Consider the following 17,260-nt stretch of genomic DNA (forward strand, 5'->3'; position numbering starts at 1 on the left):
TGGGAGGACGTCTTATGTCGGCATTTCAAACCAAAGCCTGGATCCACAATTACGCAGCGTGGACCGAGCCACACTTGGACTACGGCGATGACACGCTGGTTGATTTCTACGACAACAACCTAGAAAAGAACGGCAATAAGTCTGCTACTTACTTCTTCGGCCGCACTCAAACTTATAGCGATTTAGACCACCAGGTAAACGCTGCCGCCGCAGGCCTGAAAGCTTTTGGCATTCGCCCAGGCGACCGCGTGGCTTTGGTTCTACCGAACTGCCCGCAGCACATCGCAGCCTTTTATGCCGTATTAAAGCTGGGTGCAACGGTAGTGGAGCATAACCCGCTCTACACCGCACATGAATTAGAAGGCCTGTTCAATGACCACGGTGCGCGTGTTGCCATTGCCTGGGACAAGGCCGCACCAACCTTAGAAAAGCTGCGTGGGAAAACCCCGCTGGAGACCATCATCTCCGTCAACATGACGGAAGCCATGCCGCGGCGCATGCAGCTTTTGCTGCGCATTCCGGTTCCACCGATTACGTCCAAGCGCGATGCGCTCACCGGCGATGCTCCGAACACTGTCCCTTGGTCCACCTTGTGCTCACACGCAATTGGCGGTTCCGGCAAGGACATTGAATACCCAGTTGTCACGCGTGAAGACACTGCGCTGATTCTGTACACCTCCGGTACTACTGGTGAGCCCAAAGGCGCGATGCTCAGCCACGGCAACATGGCTTCCATGGTTGTCATGGGTGATGCCTGGGTCCCGGGACTGCGCGATAAGCAACAGCGCTTCCTCGCAACCTTGCCGATGTTCCATGTCTATGGCCTCACCATGGTGGCAACCCTTGGCCCTTATGTTGGGGCTGAGATGGTTTTACTCCCAGCACCACAGATCCCACTCATCATCGATGTTTTGAAGAAGCACACTCCAACTTTTGCACCGGGTGTGCCAACGCTGTACGAGAAGATCATTGCTGCGGCGAATGAGAAAAATATCGAGATCACGGGCATCGACAATGCTTTCTCTGGCGCTTCCACCTTGCCGGTATCAACCGTTGAGGACTGGGAAAAGCTTACCGGCGGCAAGTTGGTGGAAGGCTACGGTCTGACTGAAACCTCCCCCGTTATTTGTGGTAATCCCATGAACGGCAAGACCCGTCCGGGCTATGTTGGTCTTCCTTTCCCTGATACCGAAGTACGCATTGCTAACCCAGAGAACCTGGATGAAACGATGCCTGATGGTGAAGAGGGCGAGCTGCTGGTTCGCGGACCACAGGTCTTTAAGGGCTATCTCAACAAGCCTGAAGCTACTAAAGAAGCCTTCCACGGCGATTGGTTCCGCACCGGCGACGTCGGTGTTATGGAAGAAGATGGCTTTGTGCGCCTGGTAGCCCGTATCAAAGAAATCATCATCACTGGTGGATTCAATGTCTACCCGGCGGAAGTCGAAGAGATTCTGCTTACCCACCCCGATATCACCGATGTCGCCGTGGTCGGCCGTCCGCGTCACGATGGCTCCGAAGACGTCGTTGCGTGTGTAACCCTGCGCGATGGTGCAGCTTTGGATCCAGAGGGCCTCAAGGACTTCTCCCGTGAACGCCTTACCCGTTACAAAGTCCCACGCACCTTCTACCACTTCGAAGAGCTCGCCAAAGACCAGCTGGGCAAGATTCGCCGCCGTGAAGTTCAGGCGGACTTGCTCAAGCTGCTCGGGAAATAATTTATGTAACTTGTACATATGTCCCCGCGTTCTAAAAGTCCTGAGCTTCCAGCAGAAACCCCGAATCCGTTTCGTCCTACTTTTGGTGCCTCGCCACGCTTTTGGGCAGGACGAACGGTAATTTTAGAAGGATTCGCGGAAGCTCTCGACAGCCCCGTGGGTCATCCTGATCGCGCGATGTTAATCAGCGGTACCCGCGGGATTGGCAAGACAGTTCTGTTGACGGAGCTCGAAGATATTGCCGAAGCTCGCGGGTGGATTTCAGTGCGGGCTATCGGCAGCACGAGCATGGCCGAGCACCTTATTAATACGGCTATTCCAGCGCAGATTGCCAAGCTCAACCCGCAGGCGGAGACTAGGTTTAAAGCACTTGGCATTGCAGGTCTAGGCCGTGTAGAAACCGAACTCGATCCCCGTTACGGGCAGCTGCAACCTGTACCCACGGTAGAAACTCGTATCCGGCAGCTTCTGGAATACACCAGCGGCAGCGGCGTCTTCATTGCCATTGATGAGGTCCAAGACGCCCCGAGTGAGGATCTCGCTGCGGTAGCGCAAGCCTTCCAGAATCTCATCAAGGACGAACTTCCCGTCGCTCTTGCCTTCGCAGGCCTCACGGTTGGCACCCGGGACCTCTTGGATTTGCCGGGCACCACCTTCTTACGCCGTGCAAGCGCCTATGAGCTAGGCCCATTGACTGCCGATGACACCGTGAATCTTCTCGCCGCTACCGCCGATGGCTCCGGCATCCACTTTCGCGATGCTGCTGCCCGGCGCGCGGCCACCGCATCATTCGGGTTTCCCTACTTGGTTCAGCTCATCGGCGCCCTTGCATGGCGAGTAACTAAAGACCAGGCAGAAGATGAAGTCACGGAAGCAACTATCGATGCCCTCCTCAAAGAGGCAATTGATACTTTCGGCTCGCAGGTGCATCGACCAGCGCTGCGGCATGTCACCGACTTACAGCGCGAATTTTTGCGATCAATGGCGCGTTTGGGCGGTGAGGAACAGTCCATTAGTGAAATCGCCGGGCTGTTGAAGAAGACCACCACCGGCATCAGCAGAATCCGTGCGGCGCTGATTAAGCAAGAGCTCATTGAGCCTTCCTCACACGGGTATGTGCGCTTCACCCAGCCGTATATGGCAGAGCATCTCCTGGCCGAGCCGCGCACGCGCTATGTGCAATAGGAATCCAGCTGCGTGAAATTTTCAAACGTAGCTGTTATGCAGGCTAAATTGAGCAGAATATCAGCGCATACAACATTTGCCTGTTGACGTAAGGCGCATCACAGTGCATAATCTTCCGGTATGAACCTGTCTGACAGCTGGACACCCCGACAGCCGGTGCTTTCGCGCACCAGCGCTGCCGAGGAAGTCTTCAACTCCATTCGCCAAGGAATCGAATCCGGCGAAATTCCCATCGGCTCAAAGCTGGGCTCGGAAGCTTCACTTGCGGCATCTTTTGGCGTTAGCCGCTCGGTCATCCGCGAAGCGCTGCGTTCCTCGGCAACGCTGGGACTAACTAAAACCGAAACTGGCCGTGGCACTTTTGTCATTTCTGCAACGCCTGCGAACGACTTAGTGCTCGGCAACTACTCCTCTACGGATATCCACGAGGCTCGTCCCCACATTGAAGTCCCTGCCGCTGGCCTCGCTGCACTGCGCCGAACCACTGATGATTTGAAGAAATTGCAAGACATCATGGAACAAATGGAATCTGAGGATGACCACGTCGCGTGGGTTGAATTGGATACCGAATTCCACGCAACCATCGCCAGCGCTAGCAAAAACTCGGTCTTTACCAAGATTGTCGGCGACATTCGCGAATCCCTGGCGCGTCAGTCCGAGACCGTCAACGTGGTCTCCGGGCGCAGAGAACCTTCCGACAAGGAACACCGCATCATCGTCGAAGCGATTGCCGCTCAAGACACAGACGCCGCTGAAGAAGCGATGGCCTTCCACCTTTCCGCAGTACGCGTTGCTGTTGATGGGATCGTCAAAAAGCAGCCCTAAGCCCTGTTAATAGACACCCCAACCGTTTCATTCCTTTAAAGAAAAGGCACACTATGTCAACGACTCAAGTCTCAGGCTCTGCAGCCACGATAAAGCCGGCGAATTCCGCAACTGAATCTGCAATCACTGCTGGCGATGGCGACTACCACAAGGGGCTAAGCACCCGTCAGGTCAACATGATAGCCATCGGCGGCGCCATTGGTACCGGACTGTTCATGGGTGCCGGCGGACGCCTTGCCCAAGCTGGTCCCGGAATTGTCATCAGCTACGCCATCTGTGGCGCGCTTGCTTTCCTTATTCTTCGTGCGCTCGGCGAGCTGGTCATGTACCGCCCGAGCTCCGGCTCCTTTGTTTCTTATGCACGTGAGTTCTACGGCGAAAAGGCCGCTTTTGCTTCCGGCTGGCTGTACTGGCTGAACTGGTCCATGACAGCGATCGTGGATATTACAGCCGCAGCTTTGTACATGAACTTCTTCGGACGCTACGTTTCCTGGATTTCAGCCGTACCACAATGGACTTGGGCACTAGCCGCATTGTTGCTCGTGTTGGGCATGAACCTTATTTCCGTGAAGGTCTTCGGCGAGCTGGAATTCTGGTTCGCACTCATCAAGGTCCTCGCACTTTCTGCTTTCCTCGTCGCAGGTTGCTACTTTGTCATCTTCGGAACCCCTATTGAAGGCCACACCACCGGCTGGTCCCTCATTCAAGACAACGGCGGTATTTTGCCTAACGGCATCCTGCCAGTTCTGGTTCTCATGCAGGGAGTGGTCTTCGCATACGCATCCATTGAGCTGTTGGGCACCGCCGCAGGTGAGGTAGAAAACCCTGAGAAGGTCATGCCGAAGGCAATCAATACTGTTATCTTCCGCATCGCCGTCTTCTACGTTGGCTCTTTGATCTTGCTGTCGCTGCTGCTGCCTTATGTTGAGTACAAAGCAGGCGAAAGCCCATTCGTTACCTTCTTCGGCGCCATCGGCGTTCCCGGCATGGACGTGATTATGAACCTCGTGGTTCTTACCGCAGCTATGTCCTCCCTGAACGCGGGCCTCTACTCCACCGGACGCATCTTGCGCTCGATGTCGTTGAACGGTTCCGCGCCTAAGTTTGCCGGACGCATCAGTGCCAATGGTGTTCCTTATGGCGGAATTATCATCACCACCGTCGTGGCAGCCGTCGGTGTTGTTCTCAACGCAATCGTGCCGGCTCAAGCTTTTGAAATTGTTCTGAACTTCGCAGCTATCGGCATTATCGCTTCTTGGGGAATGATCATGCTCTGCCACATCGCATTGGTAAAGAAGTCAGACCGTGGCCAGCTCCAACGCCCGAGCTTCCGCATGCCTTTCGCACCATACTCCAGCTGGTTCGTACTAGTAGCACTCGTGCTCATCGTGGTACTGATGGCATTCGATAACCCAGTGGGAACCTGGACGGTTGCAGGGCTTCTTGTCATCATCCCAATCCTCATCGCCGGATGGTATGCCTGCCGCGGCCGCATCAATGCCATTGCCGCGGAACGTGCTGCAGCTGGCCAAGAAGCAGCCACCTTCTAAAAAGCTGAAATTTAAAGCTTAAGAAAACAAAGCCCCCGTTTGAGTGTTGAGTTGGATTTCTTGTCCTTCTCACTACTCAAATGGGGGTTTAAGCATGTGCCCTAACGAGAAGGGTTTACGGAACCGGCATCCCATAAATCCGTTTCTAGCCCTGTTGTTCACATCGCATTTACAGGCCGAAAGTACAGGCATTTTCAGCAAAATTTCAGGCGTACTACAGGCTGATTTTACGTCTATTTCGGGGAAATTTGGCGGGCGCTTTTATGGTGATTGACGTGGTCAGGCAACGATCGGTTACACATTTTATAAATATGAGAAAAACCTCACATTTGGGTGTGTGAGGCTGCCTACTTACGCCTAAGTAGGCTACGGTAGCGTAATCGCGATAGTTTGTTTTCGTGTAGCAAACCCCGGACGCCTATCGCGTCATATTTTCTGGCTTAGGGAAAAGCCATAAACCTTTCACCGATACGTTTAAAGAGGACTATTTAATATGTCGTTGACCCCCTTGCATACCTTGTCTAATGACAGCACTGCCCCGGCAGTGCTGTTTGCAGGTCAGGGTTCTGCATGGCAAAAGGCCATCGCCGATGCCGCAGCCAGCCCACACCAGGCAGCACAGCTGCGCGACATCTTAAAAGAAGTACGCACGACCACCGGCCCGGTAGCACGCATCATCGCGTCTTCTTGCCCAGGGGTTTATGAGCGTTTAGAAGAACTAGCTAACACCCCGGCTGATGAAAGCCCAGTGGCTAAGGAATATGACGCATACCCGGCATACTCCATCCCAGGCATTGTTTTGGGACAAATCGGTGCCATCGAGCACCTGCGCGAGCTGGGCGTGGATGTAGATTCCGCGCAGCTTGCTGGTCACTCCCAGGGCTCTTTGGGCGTTGCAGCCGTGAAGGATGCACGCCAGGCCCTGGCCTTGGCAGTTTTGATGGGTACTGCAGCTGCTGTTACCCAGGGCGCGAATGACTCCCGCTCCCACATGCTGTCTGTACGAGGCGTGCCACGCGAGATGATCGAAGAGTACCTCGCTGGTGACGCAGCTATTGCTGTAGTTAACGGCCGCGTACACTTCGCACTGTCCGGTACCCCAGAAGACTTGGCAAAGACCGAGTCCAACATTGCGCAGGCAGCTGAGTCTTACAATGAGGCGCTCGAAGAGCGTCTCATTGGTGGTTCTGAGATCAACCCAGTCTTTGACGTATTGCGCGTTGCCCTTCCTTTCCACCACGCTTCCTTGCAGGCAGCCGCGGATCTGACCGTCGAATACGCCACCCAGTGTGGCCTGGATGCAGATCTTGCGCGTGAGCTCGCTGATTCCATCTTGGTTCAGCCACACAACTGGGTTGAGAGCGTGAACGCTCTCAACAGTAACTATCTGATTTCCCTGGATCGTGGCCTGTCTTCTTTGACCGCACCACTGATCACTGGCACCGGCAAGGTTGTTATTCCAGCTGCTACCGCCGCTGAGCGCGATAACCTGGCAACCCCAGGCACCGAGTTACCAACCGCTGTGAACTACGAAGAGTTTTCACCAAAGCTCATCTCCCTGCCTAACGGCAAGTCCTACACTCAGACCCGTTTCTCTGAGTGGACCGGTATGTCCCCGATCATCTTGGGCGGCATGACCCCAACGACCATGGATCCAGGCATCGTTGCTGCAGCTGCAAACGGTGGCTACTGGTCTGAGATGGCCGGTGGCGGACAGTACTCTGACGAAGCTTTCACCATCAACAAAGATGGCATGATGGAGCTTCTAGAGCCAGGCCGCACCGCAGCGTTTAACACCATGTTCTTCGACCGCTACCTGTGGAACCTGCAGTTCGGTCAGGCACGTATCGTGCCTAAGGCTCGTGCTAATGGCGCTGCATTTACCGGTGTGACCATCTCCGCTGGTATCCCTGAGCTCGATGAGGCTAAGGAACTACTTGATCAGCTCACCGCTGATGGCTTCCCTTATATCTCTTTCAAGCCAGGTACTACCAAGCAGATTCAGGACTGCATCGCAATTGCTGCAGATAACCCTGAGCACCGCGTCATCGTCCAGATCGAAGACGGCCACGCTGGTGGCCACCACTCCTGGGTTGACCTGGATGAGATGCTGCTTGCTACCTACGCAGCAGCACGCCAGCATGACAACCTTGCCATCACCGTCGGTGGCGGCATCTACTCCCCGGACCGCGCATCCGAGTACCTGACTGGTTCCTGGTCCACCAAGTACGGCCTGCCAATCATGCCGGTTGATGGTGTCTTCTTGGGCACCGTAGCCATGGCAACCAAGGAAGCAACTGCTAACGATGACGTTAAGCAGCTGCTCGTTGACACCCCAGGTATCACCCCAGATACCAACGGCGGCTGGGTTGGCCGTTTGAAGGCTGACGGCGGCGTTTCCTCCTCCCAGTCTCACCTGTTGGCTGACCTGCACGAGATTGATAACTCGTTCGCGAAGGCATCTCGCCTGATCACCTCGATCCCAATCGAGGAATACGACTCCCGTCGTGATGAAATCATCGCGGCTTTGGCAAAGACCTCGAAGCCTTACTTCGGCGACGTCTCCGAAATGACCTACGAGCAGTGGGTTTCCCGCTTCGCAGAACGCGCCTACCCATGGGTTGATCCAACCTGGCACGACCGTTTCCACGATCTCCTGCAGCGCGTTGAGGCTCGTCTCAACGAAGCAGACCACGGTGAAATCCCTACCCTATTCCCATCACTCGAAGATTCCGAGAACGCACCAGAGGCAGTAGCAAAGCTTATTGCTGCTTACCCGAACGCGAAGACCACCAAGGTCAACACTCGTGATGAGGCGTGGTTCCCAACCCTTATCCGCAAGCACGTTAAGCCAATGCCATGGACCACCGCTATTGACGGTGACCTTAAGGAATGGTTCGCGAAGGACACCTTGTGGCAGGCACAGGACCCACGCTACGACGCTGATGGCGTTCGTATCATTCCTGGTCCGGTCGCGGTTGCAGGTATTACCAAGAAGAATGAGCCAGTAGCTGAGCTGCTGGGCCGCTTCGAAGATGCCACCACCGCAGCGCTTAACGATGCCGGCGTGGAAGCAGTTGAGCTCTACTCCCGCTTGGCTTCTGCCAAGAACGCAGAAGAGTTCCTGCGCAATGCGCCAACCATTATGTGGCACGGCCACCTCATTGCTAACCCTGCATATGAGTTGCCAGAAGAAGCATTCGACATCGTTGATGATGGTGAAGGCTTTGCAATTCGCATCAATTCTGACTCTTACTGGGATAACCTGCCTGAAGAGCAGCGTCCTTTCTACGTCAAGCACGTAGATATCCCAGTTGCACTGTCTGAGGCAGTAGCAACCGGTGCATCCCCAGTTGTAGATGATGCACGTCTGCCAAAGGCAGTCTTTGACCTGCTCGCAGGCGTTGCAGGTGTTGGTTCTATCTCCGAGACCGGCGATGAAATCACCGCTTTGCCAAAGGTCATCGAAGGTTCTGTTTCTGAAGAAAACCCTTACGGCTTGGTCGAATACTCCTTCACCTTGCCTTCTACCTTGCTGACCGCACACACCGCGGTTACCGGCGCTGCACTGGGCACCGTCAATGCGGGCGCCCCAGATGCTTTGGTTGGTCCTTGCTGGCCAGCAATCTACACCGCGCTGGGCACCGGGCGTTTGACCGAAGAACACGGCGAGCCAGCTGGCACCGACTTCCCAGTCATTGAAGGCCTGCTCAACGCTGTTCACCTTGACCACGTCGTGGACGTGCGCGTTCCTCTCGATGAACTGGCACAGGGCGCAAAGGGCGAAGGCCGTCGCATTGACGTAACTTCCCGTTGTGCATCCATCGCTGAGTCCAACGCTGGTCGTATTGTCACGGTTGAGCTGGAACTGCGCGACGCGCAGACCCAGGAAGTCGTGGCTACCCAGATGCAGCGCTTCGCTATCCGCGGCCGCGCAACCGGCACTTCTGTCCCGGTTCCTGCTCCAGCCTGGGGCGGCGGCAAGTCCCAGGACAAGGTAGAGGTCACTCCTCGTTCCTTCGTGGACCGCGCATATGTCACCGCACCTGCGGATATGACTCCATTCGCGCTGGTCTCCGGTGACTACAACCCAATTCACACCTCCACCAACGCAGCTCGCCTGGTCAACCTTGAGGCACCACTGGTACACGGCATGTGGCTTTCGGCTACTGCACAGCACCTCGCTGGCAACCACGGCACCGTTGTGGGCTGGACCTACTCCATGTTCGGCATGGTGCAGCTTAACGATGAAGTTGAGATCACCGTCGAGCGCGTTGGCCGCAAGGGCATCCACGCTGCATTCGAGGTCACCTGCCGTATCGACGGCGAGGTAGTCTCTCGCGGCCAGGCTTTGATGGCGCAGCCACGCACCGCTTATGTTTACCCAGGCCAGGGCATCCAGGCTGAGGGCATGGGCCGTGGTGACCGTGATGCATCGGCAGCTGCACGCGAAGTATGGCGTCGTGCTGACCGCCACACCCGCACCGCACTGGGATTCTCCATCCGCCAGATCATCGACGACAACCCAACCGAGCTGGTTGTTCGCGGCACCAAGTTCATCCACCCGAACGGTGTCCTGCACCTGACCCAGTTCACCCAGGTTGCTCTCGCTGTTGTTGCCTACGCTCAGACTGAGCGTCTGCGCGAAGCTGGCGCTTTGGGCACCAACTCCATGTACGCCGGTCACTCCCTTGGTGAGTACACCGCGCTGGCATCGTTGGCGAATATCTTCGACCTCGAAGCAGTCATCGACATCGTTTACTCCCGTGGTTCCGCAATGGGCACCTTGGTTGAGCGCGATGCAAACGGTAACTCCAACTACGGCATGGGCGCACTGCGTCCAAACATGATTGGTGTTCCAGCTGATGAGGTTGAGGCATACATTGCTCAGACCGCTGAAGAAACCGGCGAGTTCTTAGAAATCGTCAACTACAACATCGCTGGCCAGCAGTACTCCATCGCGGGTACCAAGGCAGGTCTTGCGGCGTTGAAGAAGAAGGCTAACTCCGTCAAGGACCGCGCATATGTCACGGTTCCTGGCATTGACGTGCCTTTCCACTCCCAGGTTCTGCGCGGCGGCGTTCCAGCGTTCGCTGAAAAACTCGATGAGCTGCTGCCAGAAACCCTCGACTTGGACGCACTGGTTGGCCGTTATGTGCCAAACCTGGTGGCTTCCCCATTCGAGCTCACCCAGGAATTCATCGACAAGGTTAAACCACTGGCTCCTTCCGGCAAGCTGGACAACCTCAAGGTCGAAGACCTCGATGAGCAGTCCCTTGCTCGTCTGCTCATGATTGAGCTGTTGTCCTGGCAGTTCGCCTCCCCAGTTCGCTGGATTGAAACCCAGGAACTGCTCTTTGGTGAAGTGGACCAGATCATTGAAGTTGGTCTCGCGGCATCGCCTACCTTGACCAACCTAGCTAAGCGTTCCATGGACATCGCGGGCGTTGACCTGCCAGTATTCAACGTTGAGCGCGACCAGGATCAGGTCATGCTGCAAGACGTGAAGGAAGCACCAGCTCAAACCTTCGATGTTGAAGAAGGCGAAGCAACCTCGTCCACCGCGGCTTCTGAAAAGCCAGGCGAATCCGCTGCTGCGGCCTCGGACAACACTCAGGCTATTCCTTCCGCTGAGGCACAGACCGTTGCTGCTGCACCGGCACCTTCCGCTGCTCCAGCTGGCGGTACTGCTGCGGCTGACGCTCCGGACCTGCCATTTAGCGCAGCTGAGGCGATTATGGTTCTGTTCGCATTCCAGAACAAGATCCGCCAGGACCAGATCAATGACACCGATACGGTTGAAGAGCTCACCAATGGTGTCTCTTCCCGCCGTAACCAGTTGCTCATGGATATGTCCGCAGAAATCGGCGTACCAGCTATTGATGGTGCTGCTGATGCTGACGTGGCTACCCTGCGTGAGCGCGTCAAGACTGCAGCTCCGGGCTACTCCCCGTTCGGCGTTGTCCTTTCCGAGGCCGTGACCGCACGTCTGCGCCAGCTCACCGGTGCAGCAGGTGTAAAGCCTGCATACATCTCTGAGCGCGTAACCGGCACCTGGGGCTTGCCACTGTCGTGGGCAGCTCACGTTGAGGCTGAAATCTTGCTCGGCTCCCGCGATGAGGACTCCGTGCGCGGTGGCTCCCTGTCTACCGTTCCGACCACGGCTTCTTCCAAGTCTGACGTTGACGCTCTTGTCGATGCCGCAGTTCAGGCTGTCGCAGCAGCTCACGGCACTTCCGTGTCCATGGGCTCGGCTGGTGCTGGTGGCGGCGGTGGAGTTGTTGACTCCGCTGCTTTGGATGCTTATGCAGATACCGTCACCGGCGAAAACGGTGTTCTGGCAACTGCAGCTCGCCAGGTTCTGGCGCAGCTGGGTCTGGTTGAAGAAGCACCAGAGACCCCAGAGACCGACAACACCTTGTTCGAGACCGTTGAAGCTGAACTTGGTTCCGGTTGGGCAAAGACCGTCACCCCATCCTTCGACGCGAAGCGCGCAGTGCTTTTCGATGACCGCTGGGCATCCGCACGTGAAGACCTTGCGCGCGTAGCACTCGGTGAGCTGGATCTTCCAGCGGAGCGTTTCCGTGGAACCGGAGAGACCATCGCCAAGCAGGCGGAGTGGTGGGCTAATAACCCTGCTGCTGCCACCGGTGCACACGCGAAGGCCACCCCGGCTGCTACCTTGCAGGCTATTGCTGCTGCCGCACGCGAGGAACTCGACGGCGAATTCGCTGGCGATGTTGCTCTCGTTACCGGTGCTGCTCCTGGCTCGATTGCAACCGCATTGGTTGAGCGTCTGCTTGAAGGCGGCGCGACCGTCATCATGACCGCATCCCGCGTGAGCCAGTCCCGTAAGGAATTTGCCCGCAAGCTCTATGCTGCACACGCAATTCCAGGTGCTGCTCTGTGGGTTGTTCCTGCGAACTTGAGCTCTTACCGCGATGTCGATGCTCTCATCGACTGGATTGGTACTGAGCAGCGTGAGTCTGTTGGCAACGAAGTCAAGATCACCAAGCCAGCACTGACCCCAACCTTGGCATTCCCATTCGCGGCACCTTCCGTGTCTGGCTCTGTTGCCGATGCCGGCCCACAGGCTGAAAACCAGACCCGTCTGCTGCTGTGGTCGGTTGAGCGCACCATTGCTGGTCTGTCCAACCTTGCGCAGCAAGCAGTTGATACCCGTTGCCACATTGTTCTGCCTGGTTCCCCGAACCGCGGCATGTTCGGCGGCGACGGCGCTTACGGCGAAGTCAAGGCAGCCCTGGACGCTATCTTGGCTAAGTGGTCTGCTGAAGCAGGCTGGCCAGAAGGCGTTACCCTGGCACAGGCAAAGATTGGCTGGGTATCTGGTACTTCCCTGATGGGTGGCAACGACATCCTGATTCCAGCTGCTGAAGCTGCTGGCATCCACGTCTGGGACCCAGAAGAGATTTCTTCCCAGCTGATGTCCTTGGCATCCGCTGAATCCCGCGCGCAGGCAGCGGAAGCTCCACTGGAGCTGGATCTGACCGGTGGTCTTGGTTCTTCCAAGATCTCCATCTCTGAGCTTGCAGCGCAGGTTCGCGAGGACGCCGAGAATGCGTCCATTGCTAACGAATCGAACGGCACTCTCGAAGCACCAGCGACTATCGCTGCCCTGCCAAACACGCGCCAGGTAGAACTACCTGCCGCGTTACCAGAAGGAGAGGTTGGCGAAGTCACCACTGACTTGGATGACATGGTAGTCATCGCTGGTGTCGGCGAGGTTTCCTCTTGGGGCTCCGGCCGTACCCGCTTCGAGGCAGAATACGGCCTGCAGCGCGACGGTGCTGTTGACCTGACTGCAGCTGGCGTTTTGGAGTTGGCATGGATGACCGGTCTGGTGCAGTGGGCAAATGACCCACGTCCAGCCTGGTACGACGAAGATGGCAACGAAGTCGACGAAGCGGATATCTACAACCGCTTCCGCGATGAGGTTGTTGCTCGCTCCGGTATCCGTACCCTGACCGACAAGTACAACATGGTTGACCAGGGCTCCATTGACCTGACCTCCGTATTCTTGGACCGCGATATTGTCTTCACCGTTGCATCTGAGCAAGAAGCACGCGACATTGAAGAAGCAGACCCAAGCTTCACCAAGCTGCGTGAAGTTGACGGCGAGTGGGAAGTCACCCGCCTCAAGGGCGCAACCGCGCGTGTTCCACGCAAGGCAACCCTGTCCCGCACTGTCGCTGGCCAGATGCCTGACCACTTCGATGCTGCCAAGTGGGGCATCCCAGATCACATGCTGGATGCACTCGACCGCATGGCCGTATGGAACCTGGTCACCGCAGTCGATGCGTTTACCCAAGCAGGTTTCAGCCCAGCTGAGTTGCTGCAGGTAATCCACCCAGGTCAGGTTGCAACCACGCAAGGTACCGGTATCGGCGGCATGGAATCCCTGCACAAGGTATTCGTTACCCGTCTGCTCGGCGAGGACCGTCCATCCGACATCTTGCAGGAAGCTCTACCAAACGTTATTGCAGCGCACACCATGCAGTCCTTGGTTGGCGGCTACGGTTCGATGATTCACCCAATCGGTGCTTGTGCAACCGCTGCGGTATCCATCGAAGAGGGCGTTGACAAGATTGCTCTGGGCAAGGCTGACCTGGTTGTTGCCGGTGGTATTGATGACGTTCAGGTTGAGTCTTTGACCGGCTTCGGCGACATGAATGCAACCGCTGAGACCAAGAAGATGACCGACCAGGGCATCGATGACCGCTTCATCTCCCGTGCGAATGACCGTCGTCGTGGCGGCTTCCTCGAGGCAGAAGGCGGCGGTACCGTACTTCTGGTTCGTGGTTCCTTGGCTCGTGAGATGGGTCTGCCTGTCTACGCTGTAGTTGCTCACGCGGCTTCCTACGGCGACGGTGCACACACCTCCATTCCTGCTCCAGGTCTGGGCGCTTTGGGTGCTGGCCGTGGACGTAAGAACTCCCGTCTGGCCAAGGGCCTGGCAGGTCTTGGTCTGACCCCGAACGATGTTTCGGTTCTGTCCAAGCACGACACCTCCACCAACGCCAATGACCCGAACGAGTCGGAGCTGCACTCCATCCTGTGGCCAGCTATTGGCCGCGACGTGGACCAGCCACTGTTCGTCATCTCGCAGAAGACCTTGACTGGTCACTCCAAGGCTGGTGCAGCACTGTTCCAGACCGGTGGTTTGATTGACGTCTTCCGTACTGGCCGCATCCCAGCCAACCAGTCTTTGGACTGTGTTGACCCGCTGATTGAGGCTAAGGCGAAGAACCTGGTCTGGCTGCGTTCCCCACTTGATGTGGAAGCAGCTAACCGTCCGGTGAAGGCTGCGGCACTGACCTCCCTGGGCTTCGGCCACGTCGGCGCCCTGCTGGTCTACGCTCACCCAGGTGTCTTCGAGGCTGCCGTTGCTCAGCAGGTATCTGCTGAGGCAGCTGCCGAGTGGCGTGAGAAGGCAAATGCTCGTCTTGCCAGCGGTGCTGCTCGCTTCGAAGCCGGCATGATTGGCAAGGAGACCCTGTTCGAGGTCATCGACGGCCGCCGCCTGCCTGAGGCAGCTGGCACCGTAGAGATTGAGAACTACGGCCCAGTCGCCGCCGACAAGGCCGCAGAAATCGCGCTCTTGCTTGACGACGACATCCGTCTCACCGCCGAAGGCACTTTCCCTCCGGCTAAGTAAGGTGCAGTTAACAGGCTAACCCCACGCGAGAGAAATTAGCTCCCTTCCGGAATTGGTACTGTGGGAAACCACACCCAACCCGGGAGGGAGCTTTTTCATGCTCGAAAGCTATAAAGAACAGTTCGGGAATCGGCTTGCTAAATTCATCGACGTCGAGGTTCCAAGAGCACTTGGCACCCTAGGTGATGCCGATCGAGAAACCATCGTTGCTGGGAAAGGCGACTTTCCTCGAGACATCGTGAGCGCTGTGCTTTCCTCCGTTATCGAAGAACAACGAAAGGTTCACGACATACTCGTCATCGCCGGCACGTGGATGATCGCGACCACCGGGGCACGCTGGGCGATTGGCCCTATTGGGGAAGACCCCTATGCCGAGCGCGTTGGCATCGGACTTGAGGACACTACCAACCGTTCCTTCACCCCTCTTTTGGCGCAGGTTGAAGAGCTCGTCCACCACGAAGGTGAACGGGACGCGAACCTGGATCTCTTGGCTGCCTTCGCCGAATTCGACAAGCATCAGGCTGATAAATAAAAGCACTGCCCACGCATTTGAACCTCATTCATTGCAAACGTATGGGCAGTATTCCTATCGATAGATCTCTCTGCGATGCCCCACATTAAGAACGAGAATTATTAGCTGTTTATCTTGGATTTCATAAATCACGCGATAAGAGCCGACCCGAATGCGGTACTCGCCGCTTCCTCCCTGCAGTTTCTTAACTCCGACGGGCCTAGGATCGTCTGCAAGACCTTCAATAGCGTCGATGAGTTTTACTCTCTGAGAATTCTCCAGCTTACGTAAGGACTTAATTGCTGCAGTTCTAAACGACACCGAGTATTTAGATTCGGACATTTGTTTAGAGATTAATCCAGACCGAACTCAGCTTTGAGTTCTTCAAGAGTCATTTCGCCGCCCTCTCGACGGGCAGCCGCAGCAGCGCGAATATCTTCCATATCCTCAAGAGCTTCGATTGCGCGATCGAAGAAATCAGGAGAGACGACGACTGCACGACGGCGAGCACCCCGGCTGAGGATTGAAACGGGCTCACGCTGAGCAGCGTCGAGGTAGCGGCTCTGTTCGTTGCGAAACTCACTGGTAGTTACTTCAGTACTCATACCCCGAATCGTACATCTTGTACAAGATGTACCACAATAGTCCCTCCTGATTATCTTTAAATTTTCGCACTAGATTTCGGTGCCGAGCCAAACTGGTTCAGGAACAAGCTTGACGCCGAATTCGTCGAAGACGCCATCGCGAATGGTACGTGCCAAGTCCACGATGTCCTTGGACGTTGCCTCGCCGCGGTTAGTGAGCGCGAGGGTATGAAGCGTCGACAAGCGAGCTTGCGCCTCGATACCGGGGTAACCACGCTTAAACCCGGCGCGCTCAATGAGCCACGCAGCTGAAAGCTTCTTGCCGCCCTCAGCATCGAAGCGTGGCATGGTCTCGGCGACTTCATCGCCAAGCTTGGCGGCAACACGCTGCGCGACCTCGTCGGCCTTTTCTGCCGGCACAATCGGGTTGGTAAAGAAGGAGCCCGCTGACCAGGTATCCCTATCGTTGGGGTTTAACACCATGCCCTTGCCGCGACGAAGCTCTAATACGGTGTCGCGTATTTCCTTGACCGGGCGGCGCTCGCCGGGGTTCTCGGTCAGCTGGCGGAAGTTTAGCGGTGCGGATAAACCATCGGTAGTCAGCTGCATCTCAATAGCCAAGACGACGGCACGCTGGGTAAATTTAATATTTGAGTAGCGGTAGCGCAGATCCAATGTGGACGCTTCAACCCACTCATCTACCTGTGTCTTGCGGTCATACAAGCGCACCCAGGTCAAAACATCTGATACTTCGGTGCCATAGGCGCCCACGTTTTGTACCGGCACGGCACCAGCGCGCCCCGGGATGCCGGAGAGGCACTCGATGCCGCCAAGGCCTGCATCGACAGCTTCTGCCACCACTTTGTCCCAATTGGCGCCAGCCCCCGCGCGCACAATGCCGGAATCCTGGTTGACCTGAATGTGTGGAAAATCCAGTGAGACCACGACATAATCTAAATCCGCCTGGCCCATGGACGCATCCGCCACCAAAAGATTAGAGCCATCCCCGACAATGACCAAGGGGATATTTTCTGAATCAAGCACGCGGACGACAAAGCTTGCGGCATCCGCGTTGTCACAACGCACGGTGTAGCGGGGTTTTCCGCCCACGCGCAACGTGGTCATGTCGGCGAAAGTAGAAGTGGTATCTATTTCCACGCCGACGAATTCTTTCAGGTGCTGGGTCATTAATTCATCGTTCACCCTTACCA

Annotated in this window: 9 protein-coding genes; 6 read left to right on the forward strand and 3 right to left on the reverse strand. The window is 56.4% G+C overall.

All coding sequences use genetic code 11. From position 1 onward, the window contains the following. Positions 1–14 precede the first annotated feature (14 nt). From C5Y44_RS02590 to C5Y44_RS02615, 6 genes are all read left to right on the forward strand, one after another. Entirely contained in the window at positions 15–1,718 is a 1,704-nt protein-coding gene (locus C5Y44_RS02590; RefSeq protein WP_105323509.1) for a long-chain-fatty-acid--CoA ligase, read from the forward strand. A gap of 18 nt (positions 1,719–1,736) precedes the next feature. Next, a complete protein-coding gene (locus tag C5Y44_RS02595) occupies positions 1,737–2,903 on the forward strand; it encodes an ATP-binding protein (protein ID WP_105323510.1) in 1,167 nt (388 codons plus the stop codon). A gap of 120 nt (positions 2,904–3,023) precedes the next feature. Beyond that, positions 3,024–3,728: a FadR/GntR family transcriptional regulator gene (locus tag C5Y44_RS02600; RefSeq protein ID WP_105323511.1), complete on the forward strand. Its 705-nt coding sequence runs from the start codon at positions 3,024–3,026 to the stop codon at positions 3,726–3,728. Between the two features lie 53 nt (positions 3,729–3,781). Next, on the forward strand, positions 3,782–5,278 hold the full coding sequence (locus C5Y44_RS02605) for an amino acid permease (protein WP_105323512.1): 1,497 nt from the start codon (positions 3,782–3,784) through the stop codon (positions 5,276–5,278). 493 nt (positions 5,279–5,771) lie between these two features. Continuing rightward, on the forward strand, positions 5,772–14,954 hold the full coding sequence (locus C5Y44_RS02610) for a type I polyketide synthase (protein WP_105323513.1): 9,183 nt from the start codon (positions 5,772–5,774) through the stop codon (positions 14,952–14,954). Between the two features lie 97 nt (positions 14,955–15,051). Next, complete coding sequence (locus tag C5Y44_RS02615) at positions 15,052–15,486, forward strand: hypothetical protein (RefSeq protein ID WP_105323514.1); 435 nt, start codon at positions 15,052–15,054, stop codon at positions 15,484–15,486. 54 nt (positions 15,487–15,540) lie between these two features. Here C5Y44_RS02615 and C5Y44_RS02620 read toward each other — a convergent pair whose 3' ends face one another. The 3 genes from C5Y44_RS02620 to C5Y44_RS02630 form a co-directional block, all read right to left on the reverse strand. Then, the gene (locus C5Y44_RS02620; RefSeq protein ID WP_105323515.1) at positions 15,541–15,807 is read right to left on the reverse strand and encodes a type II toxin-antitoxin system RelE/ParE family toxin; all 267 of its coding nucleotides are present in this window, start codon (positions 15,805–15,807) and stop codon (positions 15,541–15,543) included. Positions 15,808–15,818: 11 nt separating this feature from the next. Continuing rightward, complete coding sequence (locus C5Y44_RS02625; RefSeq protein ID WP_105323516.1) at positions 15,819–16,070, reverse strand: type II toxin-antitoxin system prevent-host-death family antitoxin; 252 nt, start codon at positions 16,068–16,070, stop codon at positions 15,819–15,821. A gap of 69 nt (positions 16,071–16,139) precedes the next feature. Continuing rightward, positions 16,140–17,252 carry a UDP-N-acetylmuramate dehydrogenase gene (locus tag C5Y44_RS02630; RefSeq protein ID WP_369831061.1) on the reverse strand — a complete coding sequence of 371 codons (1,113 nt, stop codon included), beginning with the start codon at positions 17,250–17,252 and terminating at the stop codon, positions 16,140–16,142. Between the last annotated feature and the right edge of the window lie 8 nt (positions 17,253–17,260).

Origin of the sequence: Corynebacterium sp. J010B-136 (assembly GCF_002967075.1) — a bacterium.
Taxonomy (GTDB): Bacteria; Actinomycetota; Actinomycetes; order Mycobacteriales; family Mycobacteriaceae; genus Corynebacterium.

Bases quoted from the DNA above. Each gene is read 5' to 3' on its own strand.
- C5Y44_RS02590 (WP_105323509.1), top strand. From the start codon at position 15: ATGTCGGCATTTCAAACCAAAGCCTGGATCCACAATTACGCAGCGTGG.
- C5Y44_RS02600 (WP_105323511.1), top strand. From the start codon at position 3,024: ATGAACCTGTCTGACAGCTGGACACCCCGACAGCCGGTGCTTTCGCGC.
- C5Y44_RS02620 (WP_105323515.1), bottom strand. From the start codon at position 15,807: ATGTCCGAATCTAAATACTCGGTGTCGTTTAGAACTGCAGCAATTAAG.
- C5Y44_RS02610 (WP_105323513.1), top strand. From the start codon at position 5,772: ATGTCGTTGACCCCCTTGCATACCTTGTCTAATGACAGCACTGCCCCG.
- C5Y44_RS02605 (WP_105323512.1), top strand. From the start codon at position 3,782: ATGTCAACGACTCAAGTCTCAGGCTCTGCAGCCACGATAAAGCCGGCG.
- C5Y44_RS02615 (WP_105323514.1), top strand. From the start codon at position 15,052: ATGCTCGAAAGCTATAAAGAACAGTTCGGGAATCGGCTTGCTAAATTC.
- C5Y44_RS02625 (WP_105323516.1), bottom strand. From the start codon at position 16,070: ATGAGTACTGAAGTAACTACCAGTGAGTTTCGCAACGAACAGAGCCGC.
- C5Y44_RS02595 (WP_105323510.1), top strand. From the start codon at position 1,737: ATGTCCCCGCGTTCTAAAAGTCCTGAGCTTCCAGCAGAAACCCCGAAT.